Source organism: Solirubrobacter soli DSM 22325 (genome assembly GCF_000423665.1).
GTDB lineage: Bacteria > Actinomycetota > Thermoleophilia > Solirubrobacterales > Solirubrobacteraceae > Solirubrobacter > Solirubrobacter soli.
Genome location: NZ_AUIK01000008.1, coordinates 282,228 through 300,835 on the forward strand (window position 1 = coordinate 282,228; position 18,608 = coordinate 300,835).

Sequence of the window (18,608 nt, forward strand, 5' to 3'; positions counted from 1 at the left end):
TGGCGCTCGCCTCCGTCGATCCCTTGGACGCGCTTCCAGGCACGCTCGATCACGGCGTGGAAGGGTCGCTCGGCTGGCACGGTGGCACGCTCACGCTGCCGGTCCCCGGTGTGGGTGTGCTGCGGGTCGAGACCGGCCCGCCCACCGAGTTGTTGGTGGCCGCGGCCGAGAGCGCCGCTTCACAGATCGCGATGTCGCGGGCGCTGCAAGAGTCGGCGGCGCGGCGGCGGGCGATGCTCGACGTCGCGTTCGACTCGGTGGTGACGATGAACGAGGACGGCGTGGTCCTGTCGGTGAACCGCGCGGCGGAGCGGCTGTTCGGCTATCGAGCGTCGGAGATGGTCGGACGGTCGGTGGCGGAGACGATCATCCCGGCGACGTTGCGTGAGGCGCATCTGCACGGTCTGGCGCGGTATCTGCGGACGGGACGCGGGCCCGTCGTGGGGCGGCGGGTGGAGGTCACCGCGATGCGGGCCGACGGGTCCGAGTTCCCGGTCGAACTGGTCGTCACGCGGCCGGAGATCCCGGGGGCGCCGGTCTTCTACGGCTACCTGCGGGACTTGACGGCCCGGTACGTGGCCGAGGCGTCGCTGCACCGCCTGGCGGACGAGCAGGCGGCGCTGCGGCGTGTGGCGACGGCGGTGGCGGCCGAGCACGACCCCTCGCAGCTCTTCGCGCTCGTGTCGGAGGAGGTCGGCCGGCTCTTGGACGCGCGGACCGCGCACATGTTCCGGTTCGACCCGGACGGGCAGGGTGGGTCGATCATCGGCGGGTGGGGGCTCTCGCCCGAGCACGTGCTGCCGCCGGGGACGCGGATGCTGCTCGACGGCGACACGGCGGTGACGCGGGTGTGGCGGACGGGGCGGGCGGCGCGGATGGACTCCTACGAGGGTGCGGCGGGGTCGCTGGCGGAGCAGCTGCGGGCGTGGGGGGTGCGGGCGGTCGTCGCGGCGCCGGTCTTCCTCGGCGGGGCGCTGTGGGGGGCGGTCGTCGTGTCCTCGATGGACCCGGAGCCGTTCCCGGAGGACGCCGAGCAGCGGATCTCGTACTTCGCGGAGCTGGCGGCGCAGGCGCTGGCGAACGCGCAGGCGCGGGAGGAGCTGGCGGCGTCGCGGGCGCGCATCGTCGCGGCGGGTGACGCGGAGCGGCGCCGCCTGGAACGCAACCTCCACGACGGCGCGCAGCAGCGACTGGTGTCATTGGCGCTGATACTGCGGCTCGCCGCGCGCCGCCACCCGGACGATGCCGAGCTCTCGCGGGCGGGCGAGGAGCTCTCCCAGGCGTTGCAGGAGCTGCGCGAGCTCGCCCGCGGCATCCACCCGGCGGTCCTCACCGAGCGGGGCCTCGAGCCGGCGGTCCGCGCCCTGGCCGATCGCGCCCCGGTCCCCGTCGAGCTGTCGGTCACCTTGGGCTCGGACCGCCTCCCCGGCCCGGTCGAAGCCGCCGCCTACTACGTCGTCAGCGAAGCCCTCACCAACATCGCCAAGTACGCCAAGGCCTCCCTCGTCCACGTCTCCGTCGAACGCGCCGAACCGGCCCTCGCGGTCATCACCGTCTCCGACGACGGCATCGGAGGCGCCCACCCAGACAAAGGCTCCGGCCTCCGAGGCCTCTCCGACCGAGTCGAGGCCCTCAACGGCCGCCTCTCCATCGACTCCCCCCTCGGCGCCGGCACCACCCTCCGCGCCACCCTCCCCACCACTTAACGCCCACCTAAGGTGCCTGACCCTTTAGACAGGGTTTAGGTTCGGTGAGGGGCGAGAAGACGTCGCTCGGTGCCTACCTCAGGCGTGCCAAGACCACCACGTCCCGAGGTCGCCGGCGGCATCCATCACGTGTATTCGCGAGGGGCCAAGAAGGCGACCATCTTCGTCACCGACGAAGATCGGCAGCTCTATCTCGCCAGCCTGGCAAAGGTCGTCAGGTTCACGTCCTGGAACGTGCTGGCGTACTGCCTGATGGGCAACCACATGCACTTGCTAATCGAGACGCCAAAGCCGAACCTAGGACAAGGCATGCAGCGCCTGCACGGCCCCTACGCGCGTAAGTTCAACCTCCGCCACGCGGGTTCTGGGCACGTGTACGGCGCTCGGTTCAAGTCGAAGCTGATCCACAGCGACATGCAGTTCTGGGCGACCGCGAACTACATCGCCCAGAACCCCGTCGAGGCCGGTCTCTGCCGCGCACCCGAGGCCTGGCCCTGGTCGAGCCACGCTCAAATCGTGGCCGGTCGCGCGCCGGCCTGGCTCGCGACGAATCGGCTGTTCTCGTTCTTCGACTCGTTCGGCGGCGACCCGCGCGAGCGCTACCTGGAGTACGTCGCTTCTGCGACCGCGCTTCCTTAAACCCCACCTAAAGGGTCAGGCACCTTAGGTGGGGTTTAAGAAGGCGTCAGTGGAGGTCGGGGGCCGCGGGTTCGCCCTTGGCGAGTTCGACGAGCATGCGGACGCCCCAGCCTGCGCCTCCCTTGGACGTGTAGGGCTTGCCGTTGTCGTACGCGCCGCCCGCGATGTCGACGTGGGCCCAGGGGACGTCTCCCGCGAAGCGGTGCAGGAACTCGGCTGCCGACGAGGCGCCGCCGCCGCGGTCGGTCGGGGAGTTGACGATGTCGGCGTAGCGGCCCTCGATCAGCTTCACGTAGTGCTCGTGGAGCGGCATTCGCCAGACGAGTTCGCCGGTGCGCTCGCCCGCGCGGGTGATCTCGCCCGCCCAGGCGTCGTCGTTGGCGAACAGGCCCGCGTAGGGCGAGCCGAGGGCGACGACGATCGCGCCGGTCAGGGTCGCGAGGTCGATGAGGCGCTCGGCGCCGAGGTCGATCGCGTGGGCGATGCAGTCGGCAAGGACGAGTCGGCCCTCGGCGTCGGTGTTGTTGACCTCGATCGTCACACCCGCCTTGGAGCGCACGATGTCGCCCGGCTTGACCGAGTGGCCGGACGGGAGGTTCTCGGTCGCCCCGATCACGCCCGCCACGCGCACGGGCAGGCCGAGCCGGGCGATCGCGCCGACGGCCTCCAGGACCGCCGCCCCGCCCGACATGTCGAACTTCATCTCGTGCATCTTCGCCGCCGGCTTGATCGAGATCCCGCCCGAGTCGAACGTCACCGCCTTGCCCACGAAGCCCAGCAGCGGCCCCGCCACGTCCGGCGGGTCGTAGCGGACGGTGATGAGCCGCGGCTCGGCGTGCGACCCGCGCGCCACACACGCGAACGCGCCCATCCCCGCCGCCTCGATCGCCGCGCGGTCCATCACGTCCACGCTCACACCCGACAGTTCCCCCGCCCGCGCCGCCAATGCCTCCGGCGTGAGGTCGTTCGCCGGCCGGTTCTGCAGATCCCGCGCGAAGTTGGTCGCCTCGGCCAACGACGCCGCGTACGCGGCCGCCGCGCCCACGTCATGGTGCGCGGACAGGATCAGCGAACCGATGCCGCCCGACGAGCGGCCGCCGTCGCCGTCGCCGTCACCGTCATCGCCGTCGTCGGACCCGCCGCTCTTGTACTCACGGAACGTGTACGCCGCGAGCAGCGTCCCTTCGACGAGCCCGCCCACAACGGCGTCGGAGACGTGATGCGGCACCTCCCAGCACAGGACCCGGGTGCCGACCTCGCCCGCCCGCCTCAACACGCCCGCCGCGGCCACCCGCGCCCGCTCGGGATCGAAGTCCGACCGCGCACCCAGCCCCGCGACGATGAACCGCCGCCCGCCGCCGTGCGTCACCGCGAGCTTGCGCAACCCGCGCCGAGCCTCCCCCGAGTCGACGAGCGCCTGCAGCACGCCCTCGTGGTCATGCGCGATGCCCTCGTCCTCGAAGACCCCGACGACGATCGTGTCGGCGCTCGTCGAAAGCGGAGCGTCCGTAGTGGCAATGACGTCCATCCGCCGCACAATAGACTCGCTTGCATGCCTCGAACCGTGATCCTGAGCAGCGCCCGCACGCCGATCGGCAAGCTGGGCGGGGGCCTGTCGACGCTCCCGGCCACGCACCTGGGCGGTGTAGCGATCCGCGAGGCGCTCAACCGCGCCGACGTCGATCCCGCCCAGGTCCAGCACGTCGTCATGGGCACGGTGCTGCAGGCCGGCCAGGGCCAGATCCCGAGCCGTCAGGCCCAGATCAACGCGGGCATCCCGATCGAGGTCACTTCGGAGACGATCAACAAGGTCTGCGCGTCGAGCGTCCGCGCCGTCGGGATGCTCGACCAGGCCGTGCGCGCGGGTGACGTCGAGATCGCCGTCGGCGGCGGGATGGAGTCGATGTCACAGGCGCCGTACCTGCTCCCCGGCGCCCGCCAGGGCTTCCGCATGGGCGACGTCAAGGCGCTCGACGCGATGATCGAGGACGGCCTGCGCAACGCCTTCACCGGCAAGCAGATGTTCGAAGAGGCGGACGAGATCGGCAACGAGCTCGAGATGACCCGAGCGGACCTGGACAAATGGGCGCTGCGCAGCCACGAGCGCGCGGTCGCTGCGACGGACGAGGGCCGCCTCGCGGACGAGATCGTCAGCGTCACCGTCAAAGGACGCAAGGGCGACACGATCGTCGAGGTCGACGAGGCGCCCCGCCGCGACAGCACCCTCGAGTCCCTCGCCAAGCTCCCCGGCTTGGTCAAGGGCGGGACGCACACCGCGGGCAACTCCCCCGGCGTCAACGACGGCGCCGGCGCGCTCGTCCTCGCCAGCGAGGAGTGGGCGGAGCGCAACGGCAAGGAGGCCCTCGCCACGATCGTCGCCCAGGCGGCGGTCGCCGACGAGTTCGCGTGGCTCGCCCGCACGCCCGCCAACGCGGCCAAGAAGGCGCTCGACAAAGCGGGCCTGCAGCCGGGTGACATCGACCTGTGGGAGATCAACGAGGCCTTCAGCTCGGTCGCGCTGAACTCGACCCGCATGCTCGGCATCGACGAGGAGCGCGTCAACGTCAACGGCGGCGCGGTCGCGCTCGGCCACCCGATCGGCGCGTCCGGCGCGCGCATCATCGGCTCGCTCGTGCTCGAACTGCGCCGGCGCGGCGGCGGCTACGGCTGCGTCGCGATCTGCTCCGGCGGCGGTCAGGGCGACGCGGTCATCGTCCACGTCTAGGAGCCCTTGACCGAGCGCCCGCACATCCTCCCGCCGCCTCCGGGCGGCGGGGCGATCAAGCGAGAGGGCGAGCACGGCGCCGCCTTCTTCGACCTCGACCGCACGCTGATCGCGGGCAGTTCGTCCTTCCAGTTCGGCCGCGCCGCGTACAAGGCGGGGATGCTCAGCCGCCGTGACATCGCCCGCGACGCCTACGAGAACCTCGTCTTCCGCCTCCGCGGCAGCACGGACGCGGGAACAGACGCGATCCGCGAACGCGTCGGCAAGATGCTCGAGGGCGCTCGCGTCCGCGACCTGCAGCGCCTCTCCGGCCCGGTCCTGGGCGGCGTGTTGCCCCGCCTGTACCCGCGCATGCTCGAGACCGCCTACGCCCACCAGGACGCCGGCCGCCCGATCTTCATCTGCACCGCGGCCGCACAGGAGATGGCGGAGCTGCTGGCGATCGTCCTCACCTTCGACGGCGCGGTCGGCAGCGTGGCCGAGGTCATCGACGGCGTCTACACCGGGCGCGAGGGCGGACCGTTCAACTACCGCGAGGGCAAGGCGCAGGCGATCCGCGAGCTCGCCGCCCGCGAGGACATCGACCTCGCCGCGAGTTACGCGTACAGCGACAGCGAATCCGACCTGCCGATGCTGCGGCTCGTCGGCCATCCTGTCGCCGTCAATCCGGACAAGGAACTGGCGCGCGTGGCACGCGCGGAGGGGTGGGAGATCATGCGGTTCGAGCGATTGGGACGCAAGCTGCGCGTCACGGCAGCGGCGGCCCTGTTAGGCGGCGGCGTCGCGGTGGGACGAGCGGTGGCGAAGCCATGAGTCTCTACGAGCTGACCGACGACCAGCGCGAGATCCGCGAGCTCACGCGCCGGTTCGCGGACGAGAAGATCGCTCCGTTCGCCGCCCAGTGGGATCGCGAGCACCACTTCCCCCGCGAGCTGTTCGCCGAGCTCGGCGAGCTCGGCCTGATGGGCGTGTGCGTGCCGGAGGAGCACGGCGGCGCCGGCGCGGATTGCCTCGCCTACATGCTCGTCCTCGAAGAGCTGTCGCGGGCCGACGCGGGCGTCGGCGTGACCGTCGCCGTCCACACCAGCGCGGGAACGCTCCCGATCCTCAATCACGGCTCGGCGGAGCAGATCGCCACACTCGTCCCGAAGCTCGCCGCCGGGGAGGAGCTCGCGGCGTTCGCGCTGACCGAGTCGGGCAGCGGGTCCGACGCGGGCGCGATGCGCACCCGCGTCACCGACGACCGCATCACCGGCGCCAAGCAGTGGATCACCAACGGGTCGTTCGCCGACACGTTCATCGTCTTCGCCAAGGAGGGCGACAAGCCGTCCGCGTTCCTGGTCCGCAAGGGCGCCGCGGGCTTCGCCGTCACCCGCGAGGAGGAGAAGATGGGGCTCAACTCGAGCTCCACCGCCGACCTCGCGTTCGAGGACACCCCCGCCGAGCGTCTGGGTGAGCCGGGCAACGGCATGCGGGTCGCGCTCAGGACCCTCGACGGCGGTAGGATCGGGATCGCCGCGCAGGCGGTCGGCATCGCGCAGGCCGCGTTCGAGCTCGCGACGAGCTACGCGAAGGAGCGCAACGCGTTCGGCGGCCCGATCGCCCGCTTCCAGGCGATCCAGCACAAGCTCGCCGACATGCACACCGAGATCGATGCCGCCCGCGCGCTCGTCTGGCGCGCCGCCCGCCTGAAGGAGCACGGCCGCCCGCACAGCATCGAAGGCGCGCAGGCGAAGCTGTTCGCCAGCGCCGTCGCCCGTCGCCAGACCGGTGAGGCGATCCAGATCCTCGGCGGCTACGGCTACACCAAGGAGTTCCCCGCCGAGCGCTACTACCGCGACGCGAAGGTGACCGAGATCTACGAGGGCACGAGCGAGATCCAGAAGCTCGTGATCGCTCGCGCGCTGCTGGGCGAGGCCATGCGCGCCGACTGAGTTGCGTTGCGGCGCGCGGCAGGCGTAGGGTCGGCGTAGCGTCTACGGAAGGAGCCCGTCATGGCCCATCGCGTCCGCGTCGCGTCCTGCCTGTGCCTCGTCGGGACAGTCCTGATCCTGCCCAGTCCGGCGGCGGCCGCCCCGCCGACCTGCCTCAGCGCGACCGTGCACACCGCGGTCAACACCCGAGCCGATCTCGCGGCCGCGGGCAACCCGTGCACCGACCCCGACGGCGATACCTACACCTTGACGCTGTCGAGCCCGCCCGCCCACGGCACGCTCGGCCCCGGCGGTTCCTATTACGACCCGAACCCCGACTTCCACGGCATCGACTCGTTCAGCTACACCGCCACCGACACGCACGCTGAGACCTCGCAGCCCGCGACGATCACGCTCGTCGTCAACAGCGCGCCGGTGTGCACCGACGGCTCGGTCGTGACGACGGTCGGTCACGCGGTCGTCATCCCGGACTTCCCGTGCAGCGATGTCGACGATCCCGACACGTTCGTCGTGATCGTCGACGACGGAGCCCACGGGACCGTCGACGTCGCCGACGACGGAACGGTCACCTACTTCCCCTCGCCCGGATTCGCCGGCACCGACACGTTCCCGTTCTGGGCCGAGGACGACTTCGGCGGCGTCGCCGGCAAGCGCACGATGACCGTCACCGTCAACAACCCACCGCCGGCGGCCACGCCGGTGCCGACTCCGGCTCCGCTTCCCCCGGCCGTTCCCGCGTCGACGCCGCCGCCCGACAAGACCGCCCCGACGGTCACGCTCAAGAACGCGAGCAAGAAGCAGTCCGTCGCGATCACGCTGACGACGAGCGAGAACGGGTCGGCGACGCTGACGGTGACGCTCGACAAGGCGACGGCGCGCAAGCTCAAGCTGGGGCGCACCGTCGGTACGCTCAAGGCAGCGGTCAAGCCCGGCACGTCGACGCTCAAGGTCAAGCTGTCCGCGAAGGCCGCCAAGGCGTTCAAGAAGCTCAAGGCGGTCAAGCTGACGGTGACGGCGGTCGTCCTCGACGGCGCCGGCAATCAGACGACGAAGACCGTGCAGGTGACGATCAGGAGGTAGGTGTCGCCGTCCAGGTCACGCGTTTGAGCTCGCACACGTCCAGGCGCTTGCCGCCCTTGGTCAGCACCGCGCGGGTCTTGAACGTGCCGCTCCATGACTCAGCGCCCGCCGCGTCGACGACGCGGCGGGCGGTGACAGTCGCCGTCTGGCGGCTTCGCCCACCGCCACGCAGGCGTTCGCGCAAGGTCACGGTCTCGCTCACTTCGTCCGGCGACTCGGTCTTGAACGGCGGCTCGAAGCGGAGCACGTTCGGGAAGCGGTAGCGCGGGTCCGAGCAGGGCGCGCTGTAGCTGATCCGGATGCGCGTGACCTTCCCGCTCTTGTCGGTGATCAACGAGGACATCCGCTTCTGCGAGGTCTCCCCGCGGAAGCCCTTGGCCTCGGCGACGCCGCTGAAGCCCGCAAGCAGCGCGACGGCGGTGGCGATGACGATCCGCATGCCGCGCTTGTGCCCCGTAGGCTCGGCGCTCATGCGCTGGACGGTAGCCGCCCTCTGCGTCGTCACCTTCGCCCTCGGTGTGGTGATCCTCGTGGCGGCGCCCGATATCGCGCGGCTGCCGCGTGGCGGTCGGGCGATCCCGTACCTCGGTGTGGCGCTCGCGTGGGGCTTCGTCGGGGTCGGGTCGTTCGCGTGGCTCCGGCGCCCCGACAACCGCACCGGTCTGCTGATGGCGATCGTCGGGTGCGGGTTCGCGATCTCCGGCCTGCAACTGCTCGACGAGCCGTGGCCGTGGGTGATCGGGGCGCTGTGCGACACCGCGATCATCTCCGTGCTGTTCCACCTGCTGCTGGCGTTCCCCAGCGGGCGCCTCGAGGGGCGCGCGGAGCGATGGATCGTCGCGATCGGGTACACCGCGGGCGCGCTGCAGGTCCCGCTCGTGCTGTTCAGCCAATGCGACGACGGGCCCGACTGCCCGAGCAACCCGCTGCTGATCGCGGACAACGAGTCCGTGTACGCGATCGCGAACGGGGTGCAGATCGTGCTCGCCGTGATCGCGATCTTCGGCACGATCACGCTGCTGGTCCGGCGCTGGCGCGCGGCGACGACCGCGGAGCGCAACGGGCTCGAGCCGGTGCTCGGCTGGGGCGGCGCGATCTGCGTGCTCGGGCTCGCGATGATCGTGACCCAGTCGATGCACACGGTCGGGCGGGTGACGCAGATCGTGTTCATCTCCGCTCTGACGCTGCTGCCGGCGGCGTTCCTGCTCGGCCTGGTCCGGACGCGGTTCTTCCGTACGTCGACGATCGCGCGGCTGATCGAGCAGCTGAGCGCCGGTGACCGGGACCTGGAGAGCGCGTTGGCGGAGGCGCTGCACGACCCCTCGCTCCAGGTCGTGTACTGGCTGCCGGAGCGTGGCTACGTGGACCGTCAGGGGCACCCGGTCGACGCCGCGGCGGCGCCTGGACTCACCGAGATCGAGCACGAAGGGCGGCGGGTCGGCGCGTTGCTGCACCGGACGGCGATGCCCGAACTGGCCGCGGAGGCTGCCGCGGCGGCCGGGCTCGCGCTGGAGAACGCGCGGCTGGAGGTGGAGCTTCGGGCGCGGCTCGAGGCGCTGCGGGCGTCGCGGGCGCGGCTGGTCGAGGCGGGTGACGCGGAGCGCCGGCGGCTCGGGCGCGACCTGCACGATGGCGCGCAGCAGCGGCTCGTGGCGCTGATGATCGAGCTGCAGCTGGCGCGTGAACGGCTGCCGGAGGACGGGGCGGGGGCGCTCGAGCTGGTCGAGAGCGCGTTCGGCAACGCGCAGGCGGCGGTGGAGGAGTTGCGCGATCTCGCGTCCGGCATCCATCCGGCGGTCCTGTCGCAGCGGGGGCTCGATGCGGCGCTCGAGTCGCTGGCGAGCCGTGCGCCGGTTCCCGTCGAGCTGGGTTCGCGGCTGTCCGAGCGGCTGCCGATCGCGGTCGAGACCGCGGCGTACTTCGTCGTCGCCGAGGCGCTGACGAACGTCGCCAAGTATGCGCAGGCCTCGTTTGCGGCGGTGGACGTGGAGCGGGTCGACGGGTACGCGGTCGTCTCGGTGCGCGACGACGGCGTGGGTGGGGCGGACGTGGGTGGCGGGAGCGGGCTGCGCGGGCTCCAGGACCGCGTGGGTGCGCTCGACGGAACGCTCGAGGTCTCCTCGCCGGCGGGCGAGGGGACGCTCATCCGCGCGCGGATTCCCCTCCACGGATGAACCGCAGTACGGCGAGGACGCGGCGGTGATCCTCGACGCCGGTCGCGACGCCGAGCTTGGTGAAGATGCTCGTCACGTGCTTCTCGACCGCGTGCGGGGTGACGACGAGCACTTCGGCGATGCCCTTGTTCGAGCGGCCCTCGGCCATCAGTTCGAGGACCTCGCGCTCGCGGGGGGTGAGCTCGGCGAGCGGGTCGTCGCGGCGGCGCCGGCCGAGGATGTGGGAGACGACGGTCGGGTCGAGCACGGACCCGCCGGCTGCCACCCGCTCCACCGCGTCGGCGAAGAGCGTGAAGTCGGTGACGCGGTCCTTGAGCAGGTAGCCGACGCCTGCCGCATCGTTGCCGATCAGGTCGACCGCGTAGCGCTCCTCGGCGAACTGGCTGAGCACGAGCACGCCGACGTCGGGCTGCTGCGCGCGGATCTCCATCGCCGCGCGGAGGCCGTCGTCCGTGTTCGTCGGCGGCATCTGCACGTCGACGATCGCGACGTCGGGCTTGTGGGCGCCGACCTTGCGCAGGAGGTCGGGCGCGTCGCCGGCCTCCGCGACGACCTCGAACCCCGCATCGCCGAGCAGGCGGACGATCCCCTGGCGCAGGAGTGCCTGATCCTCGCCGATGACGATGCGGATGCGGGTGCGGTCGCGATTGCCCTTGGGGTCGGCGGCGGTCACGGGGGTCCGAGCAATTCCACCAGACGCGGCGAGGCGAGCTCGGATTTCGGCACGAAGCCGCGCGCCCCGCTGGCCCGCACGTCCCCGATCGCCGACTCGTCGAGCGTCGAGACGAGCACCACGACGGTGTCGCCGTCGATCCGGGCCGCCGCGCTCACCCCGTCCCCGTCGGGCAGGTTGACGTCCATCAGCACGCAATCGGGCTTGAGCTCCGCGGCCTTGGCCAGCCCGGACGCCACATCCTCGGCCACCCCGACCACCTCATAGCCCCGCGCCTGCAACAACATCCGCGCGGTCGTGCGAAACGCGGCCGAATCGTCGACGACGAGAACCGTGCGGGCCATGCCGCCAAACATAAGCCACCACGCCGCCCCTTTTCGCGGGGGATTCCCGGAGTCTCCCAACCTAAACCCCACCTTAAGTGCCTGACCCTTTAGGTTGGGTTTAGGATGGACGAGACCCCCGCACGGCCAACCCGGGGGCCAAACGCTAGATAAAGGCCACCTTAAGTGCCAGGCACTTAAGGTGGGGTTTAGAAGCGGAAGGAGCCGACGAGGGTGTCGAGGCGGGTGGCCGTGGCGGCGAGCTCTTGGGCCGAGGCGGCGATCTCTTGGGTGGAGGCGGAGGTCTCCTCGGTCGTGGCCGTGACCTGTTCGGCGGAGGCGGAGGACTGTTCGGCCACGGCGGCGACCTCGCCCACGTCGTTCTGGATGCGGCCGGTGCCGGCGGAGATGCGTTCGACGGCGGTGGCGATGTCCTCGACGCGGGTGGTGACGTCGACGACGGCCTCCTCGATGTTCGCGAAGGCGTCGCGGGCCTGGGCGACCGTGCGGGCGCCCGCTTCGGTGCGGGAGGCGCCGCCTTCGACGACGTCGACGACGCGGGCGGTCTCCGTCTGGATCTGGCCGATCAGCTCGGCGATCGAGCCCGCGGCGGCCTGGGAGCCTTCGGCGAGCTTGCGGACCTCTTCGGCGACGACGGCGAATCCACGGCCCTGCTCGCCGGCGCGAGCGGCCTCGATCGCCGCGTTCAGAGCGAGCAGATTGGTCTGTGCCGCCAGCGCCGCGATCGTCTCGACGATCGACTCGATCTCACTCGACCGCAGAGCCAGGTCCTGGATCGCCGCACCCACCTCGCGCGAGGAGTGCTGGACGCCCGACATGGCCTCGAACGCCTCCTGCGCGGTCAGCGCACCCGCGCGGGCGACCGAGCGGGCGGCATCGGCGGCGGCAGCGGCCTCGCGGGCACGCAGCACGCTCTCGCGGGCGACCTCGGCGGCCTCCAGGGCCACATGCTGCACGGCTTCGACACTGCGCGCCTGGCGCTCGGCGCCCGTCGCGACCTCACCCACCGCGTTCGCGATCTCACCCACCGCCGCACCCGCCTCCTGCGACGTCGTGGCCATCTGGCGCGACGCGGCGGCAACGGAGTTCGACGACCCCGCGACCTCGCCGATCAGCCCGGCGAGCCGGTCCCGCATCGCGTTGTAGGAATCCACGGAGCCGTGCAGTCGGGAACGGATGCCGTTGGTCGCGCGGGCGATGTCGCCGATCTCGTCGGCGCCCGGCGACTCGATCGCGGGCGTGTCGGCGACGACGGACTGCGTGAGATCGCCGCCGGCGACCGCGTCCAGGGCCCGCTGCAGCTCAGCCGCGTCCGAGCGCTCGAGCGTGTTCAGGCGGTCCAGCACCTGCGCGGCGGAGCGGCGGATGCCACGTGAGACCAGGAAGACGATCCCGGCGGCGAGCAGGGTGGCGAGCAGCCCGGCGAGGATGCCGGCCGTGCGCGCCGCGGAGGCCGCCGACTTGGCGGCGGCGACATCCGCGTCCTGCCGCTTGACGACGTACGCCCCGATCTTCTCCTGCGCCCCCAGCGGCACCCGCACGTACTTGTCGGCCAGGAGCAGCGCGGCGTGTGCCGCAACGCTGTCGCCGCGCGCCATCGCCGGGAAGAGCTTCGTGTTGACGGCCGCGTCGTGGTGCTCGTCCGCGGACGTCGCGCCCGCCGAAAGCTTGGTCACGACCGGATCGTGCAGCGCCTCGACGGACTTGCCGGCCTTCTCGGCCGCGTCGACGCCGGCCTGCCACTCACGCTTGTAGCGCTCCTCGCCCGTGGCGACGTACAGCGCCTGCGCGGCCTGCTGCTGCCGCGTGCCGTCAGCCTGCGCAGCCGCGCCCTCGACCGCCGACTTCCACGCGATCGCGCCCTCGTACGCGCGAGAAGCCTCGGACGACTTCTGCAAGACAACGACCAACGAAGCCAGCATCACGACGAGAACACCGGTGAAGGCCAACCCGAGCTTGGCGCCGAGCCTGAGGCGGAGGGAGGGGGTGCGCATGGTGAGCGCGTCATCGGCCGGACAGCGTCGAAGGTTGAGCCGTGTGAGGTTGACCCGGATTTCCGGCAACTTCGGAGGGCGACGCCGCCATCATGGGTGGGCGTGAGGCTCGCCGGACTCTGGATCCTCCTCGTCGCCGTCTACGCCACGACGCTGAGCATCCCCGCAACAACGGGGCTGGACTACGCGGGCGCGGAGCCGCATCACCTGCTCGCCGCGGAGTCGATCGTCTCCGACCGCGACGTCAACCTGACGGACGAGTACGCCGAACGCGCTTACGCCAGCTGGTACCCACGCGACCTGCACACCGACGGCCAGGTCGTCGGCGGACGCCTGGTGGAGCCGCACGGCGTCGGCTTCGCCCTCCTGATCGCCCCCGCCTACGCGATCGGCGGCGCTCGCGCCGTCCAGGGCGAGATGCTGGTCATGCTCGCCCTCGCGTTCGTGCTCGCCGCGGCGCTGGCGAGACGCATGGTCCCCGAGCCCTACGCCACGCTCGGCGCCGGCCTCGTCGGCCTCTCCCCACCCGCCCTCGCCGCCAGCACGGTCGTCACCCCCGGCGTCCCCGCCGCGATCCTGCTCGCCGGCGCCGCGCTCTGCGCGCTCGCCGTCCGCGAGCGCCCCCGCCTCAGATACGTCTTCGGCGGCGCGCTCCTGCTCGCGTTCCTCCCCTGGTTGGGCTGGACCTTCGTCGCCCCCGGCGTCGTGGTGGCCTGGGCGCTCGTCACGTGGACCCTGAGAGAGCGCCGGAAGCTCGCCGCCATCGTCGCGGGCGAGGCGCTCGCGGCGTCGCTCGTCTTCTACGCGACGATCAACGACCGCTTCTACGGCGGCCTCACGCCCCGCTCGGCGGGAATCGCGGGCCTGCCCGAGTTCCCCGTCGGCTACGTCGAGCGACTCCCCCGCATCGCCGGCCTGTGGCTGGACCGGGACGTCGGCCTGCTGCGCTGGGCGCCGCTGTTGGCGCTCGTGTTCTTCGCCGGCTGGCTGCTGTACCGGAGCCGCCGCGACCAGCTCGCCCGCGTCGCCCCCGCCCGCCGCGAGGCGGAGGCGTGCGCCGGGCTGATGCTCGGCATCGTGGCCGCGCAGGTCGCGGTCGTCGCCCTGCTGAGCACAGGCGGTCTGAGAGGTCAGAGCTTCCCCGGCGTGCCGCTCGTCGCCGCGCTGCCCGCGATCGCCGCGCTGACCGCCTGGAGCCTGCGCCACATCCCCCGCGTGCTCGCCGCCGTGCTCGCCCTGGTCACGCTCGGGGCGAGCACCTACCTCGTGCTCGCCGAGCGCTCGGGCAGCCTCAAGGGCTGGCTCGAGGTCGACACGAAGCTCCCCTGGGGCCCGCCCGTCAACGTCTTCCCGAACTTCACGGGCAAGCCCTTCTGGCCTGCCGTACTGTGCGCCCTGATCGCCGCCGGCGCCGCGTTCCTCGCCTGGCGGGAACGCCGTGCGGCGGGAGAATGGCGTCGCGCCGCCGCCGCGTCCCGAACCTCCAAGGCCCTCCATTGACCGAGTTCGTCACCGCCGACCCCCGCACCCACCAGGCGTTCAAAGAAGCGATCGAAGCGACGGTGCAAGCGCTTACGGAAACGCTCGCCAACCCCGGCCCGCGCACCCCGCTGACGACACAAGAACTCCAGGACGCCGCCCACGCCCTCGACCCCTGCCCGCCCGACGGCCTACCACTGCCGCAGGTCCTAAGCGACCTCCGGACCATCCTGGACGGGAGCCTCCGCCTCGGCGACCCGAACACGGTCGCCCACCTGCACCCGGCGCCGCTGATCGCCGCCGTCGCGGGTGAGCTCGCGGTCGGCCTGACCAACCAGTCGATGGACGCCTTCGACGCCTCGCCCGCCGCCACGTTCGTGGAGGACCACCTGGTCGGCTGGCTCGCCCGCGAGCACGGACTGGGACCGAACGGCTCCGGCGTGATGACGATGGGCGGCACCGCCTCGAACCTGCTCGGCCTTCTGCTGGCCCGCGACAAGGCGGGCGAGAACGTCCGCCAGAGCGGCCTCCCGCCCAACGACTGGCGGATCGTCGCCTCCGAGGCCAGTCACGACAGCATCCGCCGCTCCGCGGCGCTCCTGGGCCTCGGCACCGAGGCCGTGATCGGCGTCGAGACCGACCGCACCGGCGCGATGGACATCGCCGCCTTCGACACCGCGACCCAGAACCAGCACATCATCGCGATCGTCGGCACCGCTGGCACCACCGACCTCGGCGCGATCGACCCGCTCGACCAACTCGCCGACCGGGCGCAACGGCACAACGCCTGGTTCCACGTCGACGCCGCGGTCGGCTCTGGCCTCGTCCTGAGCGAGCACCAAAGACCTCGCCTGAACGGCATCGAGCGGGCGAACAGCGTCACCGCCGACCTGCACAAGCTGTGGTGGCAGCCGTTCAGCGCCTCCGCCCTGCTCGTCCCGGACGTCGACGTCCTCAAGGCCGTCCACCACGCCAGCGTCTACCTCAACCGTCCCGAGGACGAGGCCGAGGGCCAGCTCAACCTCGTCGGCCGCAGCCTCGACACGTCACGCCGCTTCGACGCCCTCAAGGTCCTGATGGCCCTCAGAGCCACCGGCCGCACCCGCCTGGGCGAGATGATCGATCAGATCCTGGACCTCGCCCAGTACGCCGCCGACGCGATCGAGCGCCACCCGGACCTCGAGCTGCTCACCCGCCCCACGACGGTCATGGTCGCGTTCCGCCACAAGGGCGACGACGACACCAACATCCGCATCCACCGCGACCTGTTCAACCAGGGCCGCGCGGTCATCGGCCGCACCCGCGTCAAGGGCGCCGTCAGCCTCAAGCTGACGCTGCTGAACCCGCACACCACGCGGCAGGACGTCGACGCGCTCCTAGGAGAGATCGTCAGCGCGGCAACCTGACGGGCAGCCGGACGCTGCGGACGTCGCCCGCCGCGTTGCGCACCGTGCCGGTCACCCACACCGTCTTGAGCGTCCCGCGCGGCTTGGACGGCAGCCGCAGCCGCAGCCGCACCACCTGCTTGGCCTGCAGCGAGCGCATGAGCTGCGGGCCGGCGAACGACTTGCGCGTCCGCAGCTTGGCCGACAGCCGCACCGTCAGCGAGCAATCCTGATCGCAGGAGGCCAGGACCAGCGTCGTGCGCTTCCGGTCCAGCCGCGGGGTCGCCGTCGCGCTCAGGAACGGCGCCCCCTGCACGAGCACCGGCGGCCGTGTGGTCGGCGCCGGCGTCGCGGCCGGGCGTGGCACGACGAAGATCGTCACCCGGAACGTCTCGGAGTCCAGGACGCCGTTGTTGACCCGGAACGAGACCGCGTCCTGGCCCGTGTAGCCCGGCGCCGGCGTGTATCGCAGTCCGGCGACGGTCCCGTGCTCGGGCGCCTTGGAGACGACCAACGCGAGCGGCCGTGCCGCCGGGTCCGCGCACGGAGGCGCGGGAAGGTCGATCGCGGCATCAGCCTGCGTCGTCGCGTTCGCCGTCAGCGCGCTGCAGCGCGGCGGGGAGACCGACACGCAGCTGACCGTGACGTCCGGAACGCACGGCTGCCAGTCGACCGGGCCGACCCGCTCGACGCCCGCCAGCGGCGTCGCGGTCTCGCCGCCGTCGACCTGCAGCGTGCGCACCTCCGCGCCCGCCGCGAAGACCACCGCGCTCGAGTCCGCCGACCATCGCGGCGACCCCGCCGTGCCGTCGAACAGCGCGCGAACCTCACCGCGGGGCGTGACGGCCGACAGACCGCCGACCCGCGCGTACGCGACCGCGTGCTCGTCCGGCGCCCACGCGGGAATGCCGGTGACCGCGGGCGGCACGTCGAGGCCGAGCAGCGCCAGCAACCCGCCGATGACCGGCGTGAACTCCTTCGCTCCCAGCCGCCACGCGCCGTCGGTCGTGCCCGGGAGCACGTCGCCGACATCCACGATGTCGCCCCCCGTCGCGGCGGAGACGCGCAGGAGGTCCCCTCCGCGGCGGAACACGACATTGAGCCCGTCGAGCGTCCATCCGGGGTTGGCGGCATCCGTCGCCACCGTCAGGAACCGCCCGGACGCGAGCTCGAGCACCGACAGCTCGCCCGCCTTGACGAACGCGAGCCGGTTACCGCCCGGCGAGAACGCCAGCTCGGTGATCTGGCCCGCGTCGGCCACGGAGTAGGTGCGCAGCCCGCTCCCGTCGGGGTTGACCGTGACCAAGCGGCCGTCGACGACCGCGGCGAGCTGCCCGTTCGTCGTCGCCGCGGCGGCAGGGGCGCACAGCGCCGTCAACAGGATCACGGCGCAGAAAAGCGCACGGCACGCCCTCCGCATGGCCCGACTCTAGGGCCCGCCTCGCGGTTTGCAACGCGAACTGGACGAACGGTTCATCCGGGATCGGGACGCGCAGCCTCGGCCGGGTCGATCGCACCCCGGGCGAGAATGGCGCTCGCCGCGCTCGCCGGGTCCAGCCGGCGGGCGACGACCTCGTCCAACAACGCCTGCACCTCCGGATCGTCGCGCAGCGTCGCCTCCAGCGCGCGCCGCAGCCGCACGGTGGCGATGCCCAGCACCTCGTTGAGCAGGTTGCGACGCCGCCGCTCGGAGAGCGTCCCCTCGGACTCGACGAACGCGCGATGCTCGAGCAGCTTCTCCGCCAGCGTCGCGACCCCCTCGCCGCGCGTCGCCTCGGTCTTGATGATCGGCACCCGCCAGCCGTGCTGCGGCGCCAGCGACAGCACGCCCCGGATCTCGCGGACCATCGTGTCCGTCAGCGGGTGGTCGGCCTTGTTGACGACGATGATGTCCGGGATCTCCATCACGCCGGCCTTCAGCGCCTGGATCGAGTCGCCGGAGCCCGGGATCAGCACGAGCACGACCGAGTCCGCGTGGTCGATCACGTCGACCTCCGCCTGCCCCACGCCGACGGTCTCCAGGAACACGTCGTCCTTGCCCGCGGCGTCCATCAGCAGCGCGGTCTGCAGCGCCGCCTCCGCCAAGCCGCCGAGCGCGCCGCGGGTCGCCATCGAGCGGATGAACACGCCGGGGTCGAGGAAGTGCTCGGAGAGCCGGATCCGGTCGCCCAGCAGCGCGCCGCCGCGGAACGGCGACGACGGATCGATCGACAGCACCGCGACCTGCCGGTCGAGCGCCCGCTGGTGCTTGACCAGCGCGCCGATCAGCGTCGACTTGCCCGCGCCCGGAGGGCCGGTGAAGCCCACGATCGACGCCTTCCCGGTGTGCGGGTAGGCGGCCTTGACCAGCTCCCACCCATCGGGATCGTCGTCCTCCACGAGCGAGATCCCGCGGGCGAGTGCGCGCTTGTCGCCGCGCAGGAGACGTTCGGCCAAAGAGTCCGGCATCGGGGCGGCGGAGGATAGTCTCCAAGC

The 18,608-nt window shown here is 71.9% G+C and carries 16 protein-coding genes; 9 read left to right on the forward strand and 7 right to left on the reverse strand.

Annotated features, from left to right (window positions below; all coding sequences use genetic code 11):
* The first annotated feature begins 23 nt into the window (after window positions 1–23).
* Together G569_RS45825 and G569_RS45830 are read left to right on the forward strand one after the other, a co-directional pair.
* The gene (locus G569_RS45825) at window positions 24–1,706 is read left to right on the forward strand and encodes a PAS domain S-box protein (protein WP_169542076.1); all 1,683 of its coding nucleotides are present in this window, start codon (window positions 24–26) and stop codon (window positions 1,704–1,706) included.
* A 69-nt stretch (window positions 1,707–1,775) separates the two neighbouring features.
* Window positions 1,776–2,345 carry a transposase gene (locus tag G569_RS45830; protein ID WP_084284269.1) on the forward strand — a complete coding sequence of 190 codons (570 nt, stop codon included), beginning with the start codon at window positions 1,776–1,778 and terminating at the stop codon, window positions 2,343–2,345.
* A 46-nt stretch (window positions 2,346–2,391) separates the two neighbouring features.
* On the opposite strand, the gene G569_RS45835 is transcribed toward G569_RS45830, so the two are convergent.
* On the reverse strand, window positions 2,392–3,873 hold the full coding sequence (locus G569_RS45835) for a leucyl aminopeptidase family protein (RefSeq protein ID WP_053225906.1): 1,482 nt from the start codon (window positions 3,871–3,873) through the stop codon (window positions 2,392–2,394).
* 24 nt (window positions 3,874–3,897) lie between these two features.
* Between G569_RS45835 and G569_RS0105535 the strand changes: the two genes are divergently transcribed.
* Genes G569_RS0105535 through G569_RS0105550 form a run of 4 tightly spaced genes read left to right on the forward strand, consistent with a single transcriptional unit; the run spans window position 3,898 to window position 8,084 of the window.
* On the forward strand, window positions 3,898–5,070 hold the full coding sequence (locus tag G569_RS0105535) for an acetyl-CoA C-acetyltransferase (RefSeq protein WP_028062683.1): 1,173 nt from the start codon (window positions 3,898–3,900) through the stop codon (window positions 5,068–5,070).
* 6 nt (window positions 5,071–5,076) lie between these two features.
* Entirely contained in the window at window positions 5,077–5,883 is an 807-nt protein-coding gene (locus G569_RS0105540) for an HAD family hydrolase (RefSeq protein WP_028062684.1), read from the forward strand.
* Window positions 5,880–7,004 carry an acyl-CoA dehydrogenase family protein gene (locus G569_RS0105545; RefSeq protein ID WP_028062685.1) on the forward strand — a complete coding sequence of 375 codons (1,125 nt, stop codon included), beginning with the start codon at window positions 5,880–5,882 and terminating at the stop codon, window positions 7,002–7,004. The genes G569_RS0105540 and G569_RS0105545 overlap by 4 nt, the downstream gene beginning before the upstream one ends.
* Window positions 7,005–7,064: 60 nt before the next feature.
* The gene (locus G569_RS0105550; RefSeq protein ID WP_028062686.1) at window positions 7,065–8,084 is read left to right on the forward strand and encodes an Ig-like domain-containing protein; all 1,020 of its coding nucleotides are present in this window, start codon (window positions 7,065–7,067) and stop codon (window positions 8,082–8,084) included.
* On the opposite strand, the gene G569_RS0105555 is transcribed toward G569_RS0105550, so the two are convergent.
* Window positions 8,074–8,556: a hypothetical protein gene (locus G569_RS0105555; protein ID WP_028062687.1), complete on the reverse strand. Its 483-nt coding sequence runs from the start codon at window positions 8,554–8,556 to the stop codon at window positions 8,074–8,076. The two genes, G569_RS0105550 and G569_RS0105555, sit on opposite strands and share 11 nt — an antisense overlap.
* Between G569_RS0105555 and G569_RS45840 the strand changes: the two genes are divergently transcribed.
* The gene (locus G569_RS45840; protein WP_157591839.1) at window positions 8,555–10,258 is read left to right on the forward strand and encodes a sensor histidine kinase; all 1,704 of its coding nucleotides are present in this window, start codon (window positions 8,555–8,557) and stop codon (window positions 10,256–10,258) included. The two genes, G569_RS0105555 and G569_RS45840, sit on opposite strands and share 2 nt — an antisense overlap.
* On the opposite strand, the gene G569_RS0105565 is transcribed toward G569_RS45840, so the two are convergent.
* From G569_RS0105565 to G569_RS57340, 3 genes are all read right to left on the reverse strand, one after another.
* A complete protein-coding gene (locus G569_RS0105565; protein WP_028062688.1) occupies window positions 10,227–10,889 on the reverse strand; it encodes a response regulator in 663 nt (220 codons plus the stop codon). The two genes, G569_RS45840 and G569_RS0105565, sit on opposite strands and share 32 nt — an antisense overlap.
* Window positions 10,890–10,927: 38 nt before the next feature.
* Complete coding sequence (locus tag G569_RS0105570) at window positions 10,928–11,275, reverse strand: response regulator (RefSeq protein WP_028062689.1); 348 nt, start codon at window positions 11,273–11,275, stop codon at window positions 10,928–10,930.
* 188 nt (window positions 11,276–11,463) lie between these two features.
* The gene (locus G569_RS57340; protein ID WP_053225908.1) at window positions 11,464–13,269 is read right to left on the reverse strand and encodes a methyl-accepting chemotaxis protein; all 1,806 of its coding nucleotides are present in this window, start codon (window positions 13,267–13,269) and stop codon (window positions 11,464–11,466) included.
* Between the two features lie 102 nt (window positions 13,270–13,371).
* On the opposite strand from G569_RS57340, the gene G569_RS62255 reads away from it, so the two are divergent.
* Both G569_RS62255 and G569_RS62260 read left to right on the forward strand, forming a co-directional pair.
* A complete protein-coding gene (locus G569_RS62255) occupies window positions 13,372–14,769 on the forward strand; it encodes a hypothetical protein (protein WP_157591840.1) in 1,398 nt (465 codons plus the stop codon).
* Complete coding sequence (locus tag G569_RS62260) at window positions 14,766–16,154, forward strand: pyridoxal phosphate-dependent decarboxylase family protein (RefSeq protein ID WP_169542077.1); 1,389 nt, start codon at window positions 14,766–14,768, stop codon at window positions 16,152–16,154. The genes G569_RS62255 and G569_RS62260 overlap by 4 nt, the downstream gene beginning before the upstream one ends.
* Here G569_RS62260 and G569_RS0105590 read toward each other — a convergent pair.
* Window positions 16,138–17,553: an Ig-like domain-containing protein gene (locus G569_RS0105590; protein ID WP_157591841.1), complete on the reverse strand. Its 1,416-nt coding sequence runs from the start codon at window positions 17,551–17,553 to the stop codon at window positions 16,138–16,140. The genes G569_RS62260 and G569_RS0105590 overlap by 17 nt on opposite strands.
* Before the next feature lie 53 nt (window positions 17,554–17,606).
* Window positions 17,607–18,581 (reverse strand): methylmalonyl Co-A mutase-associated GTPase MeaB, encoded by a 975-nt coding sequence (gene meaB / locus G569_RS0105595; RefSeq protein ID WP_028062692.1) that lies wholly within the window; start codon window positions 18,579–18,581, stop codon window positions 17,607–17,609.
* Window positions 18,582–18,608 lie beyond the last annotated feature (27 nt).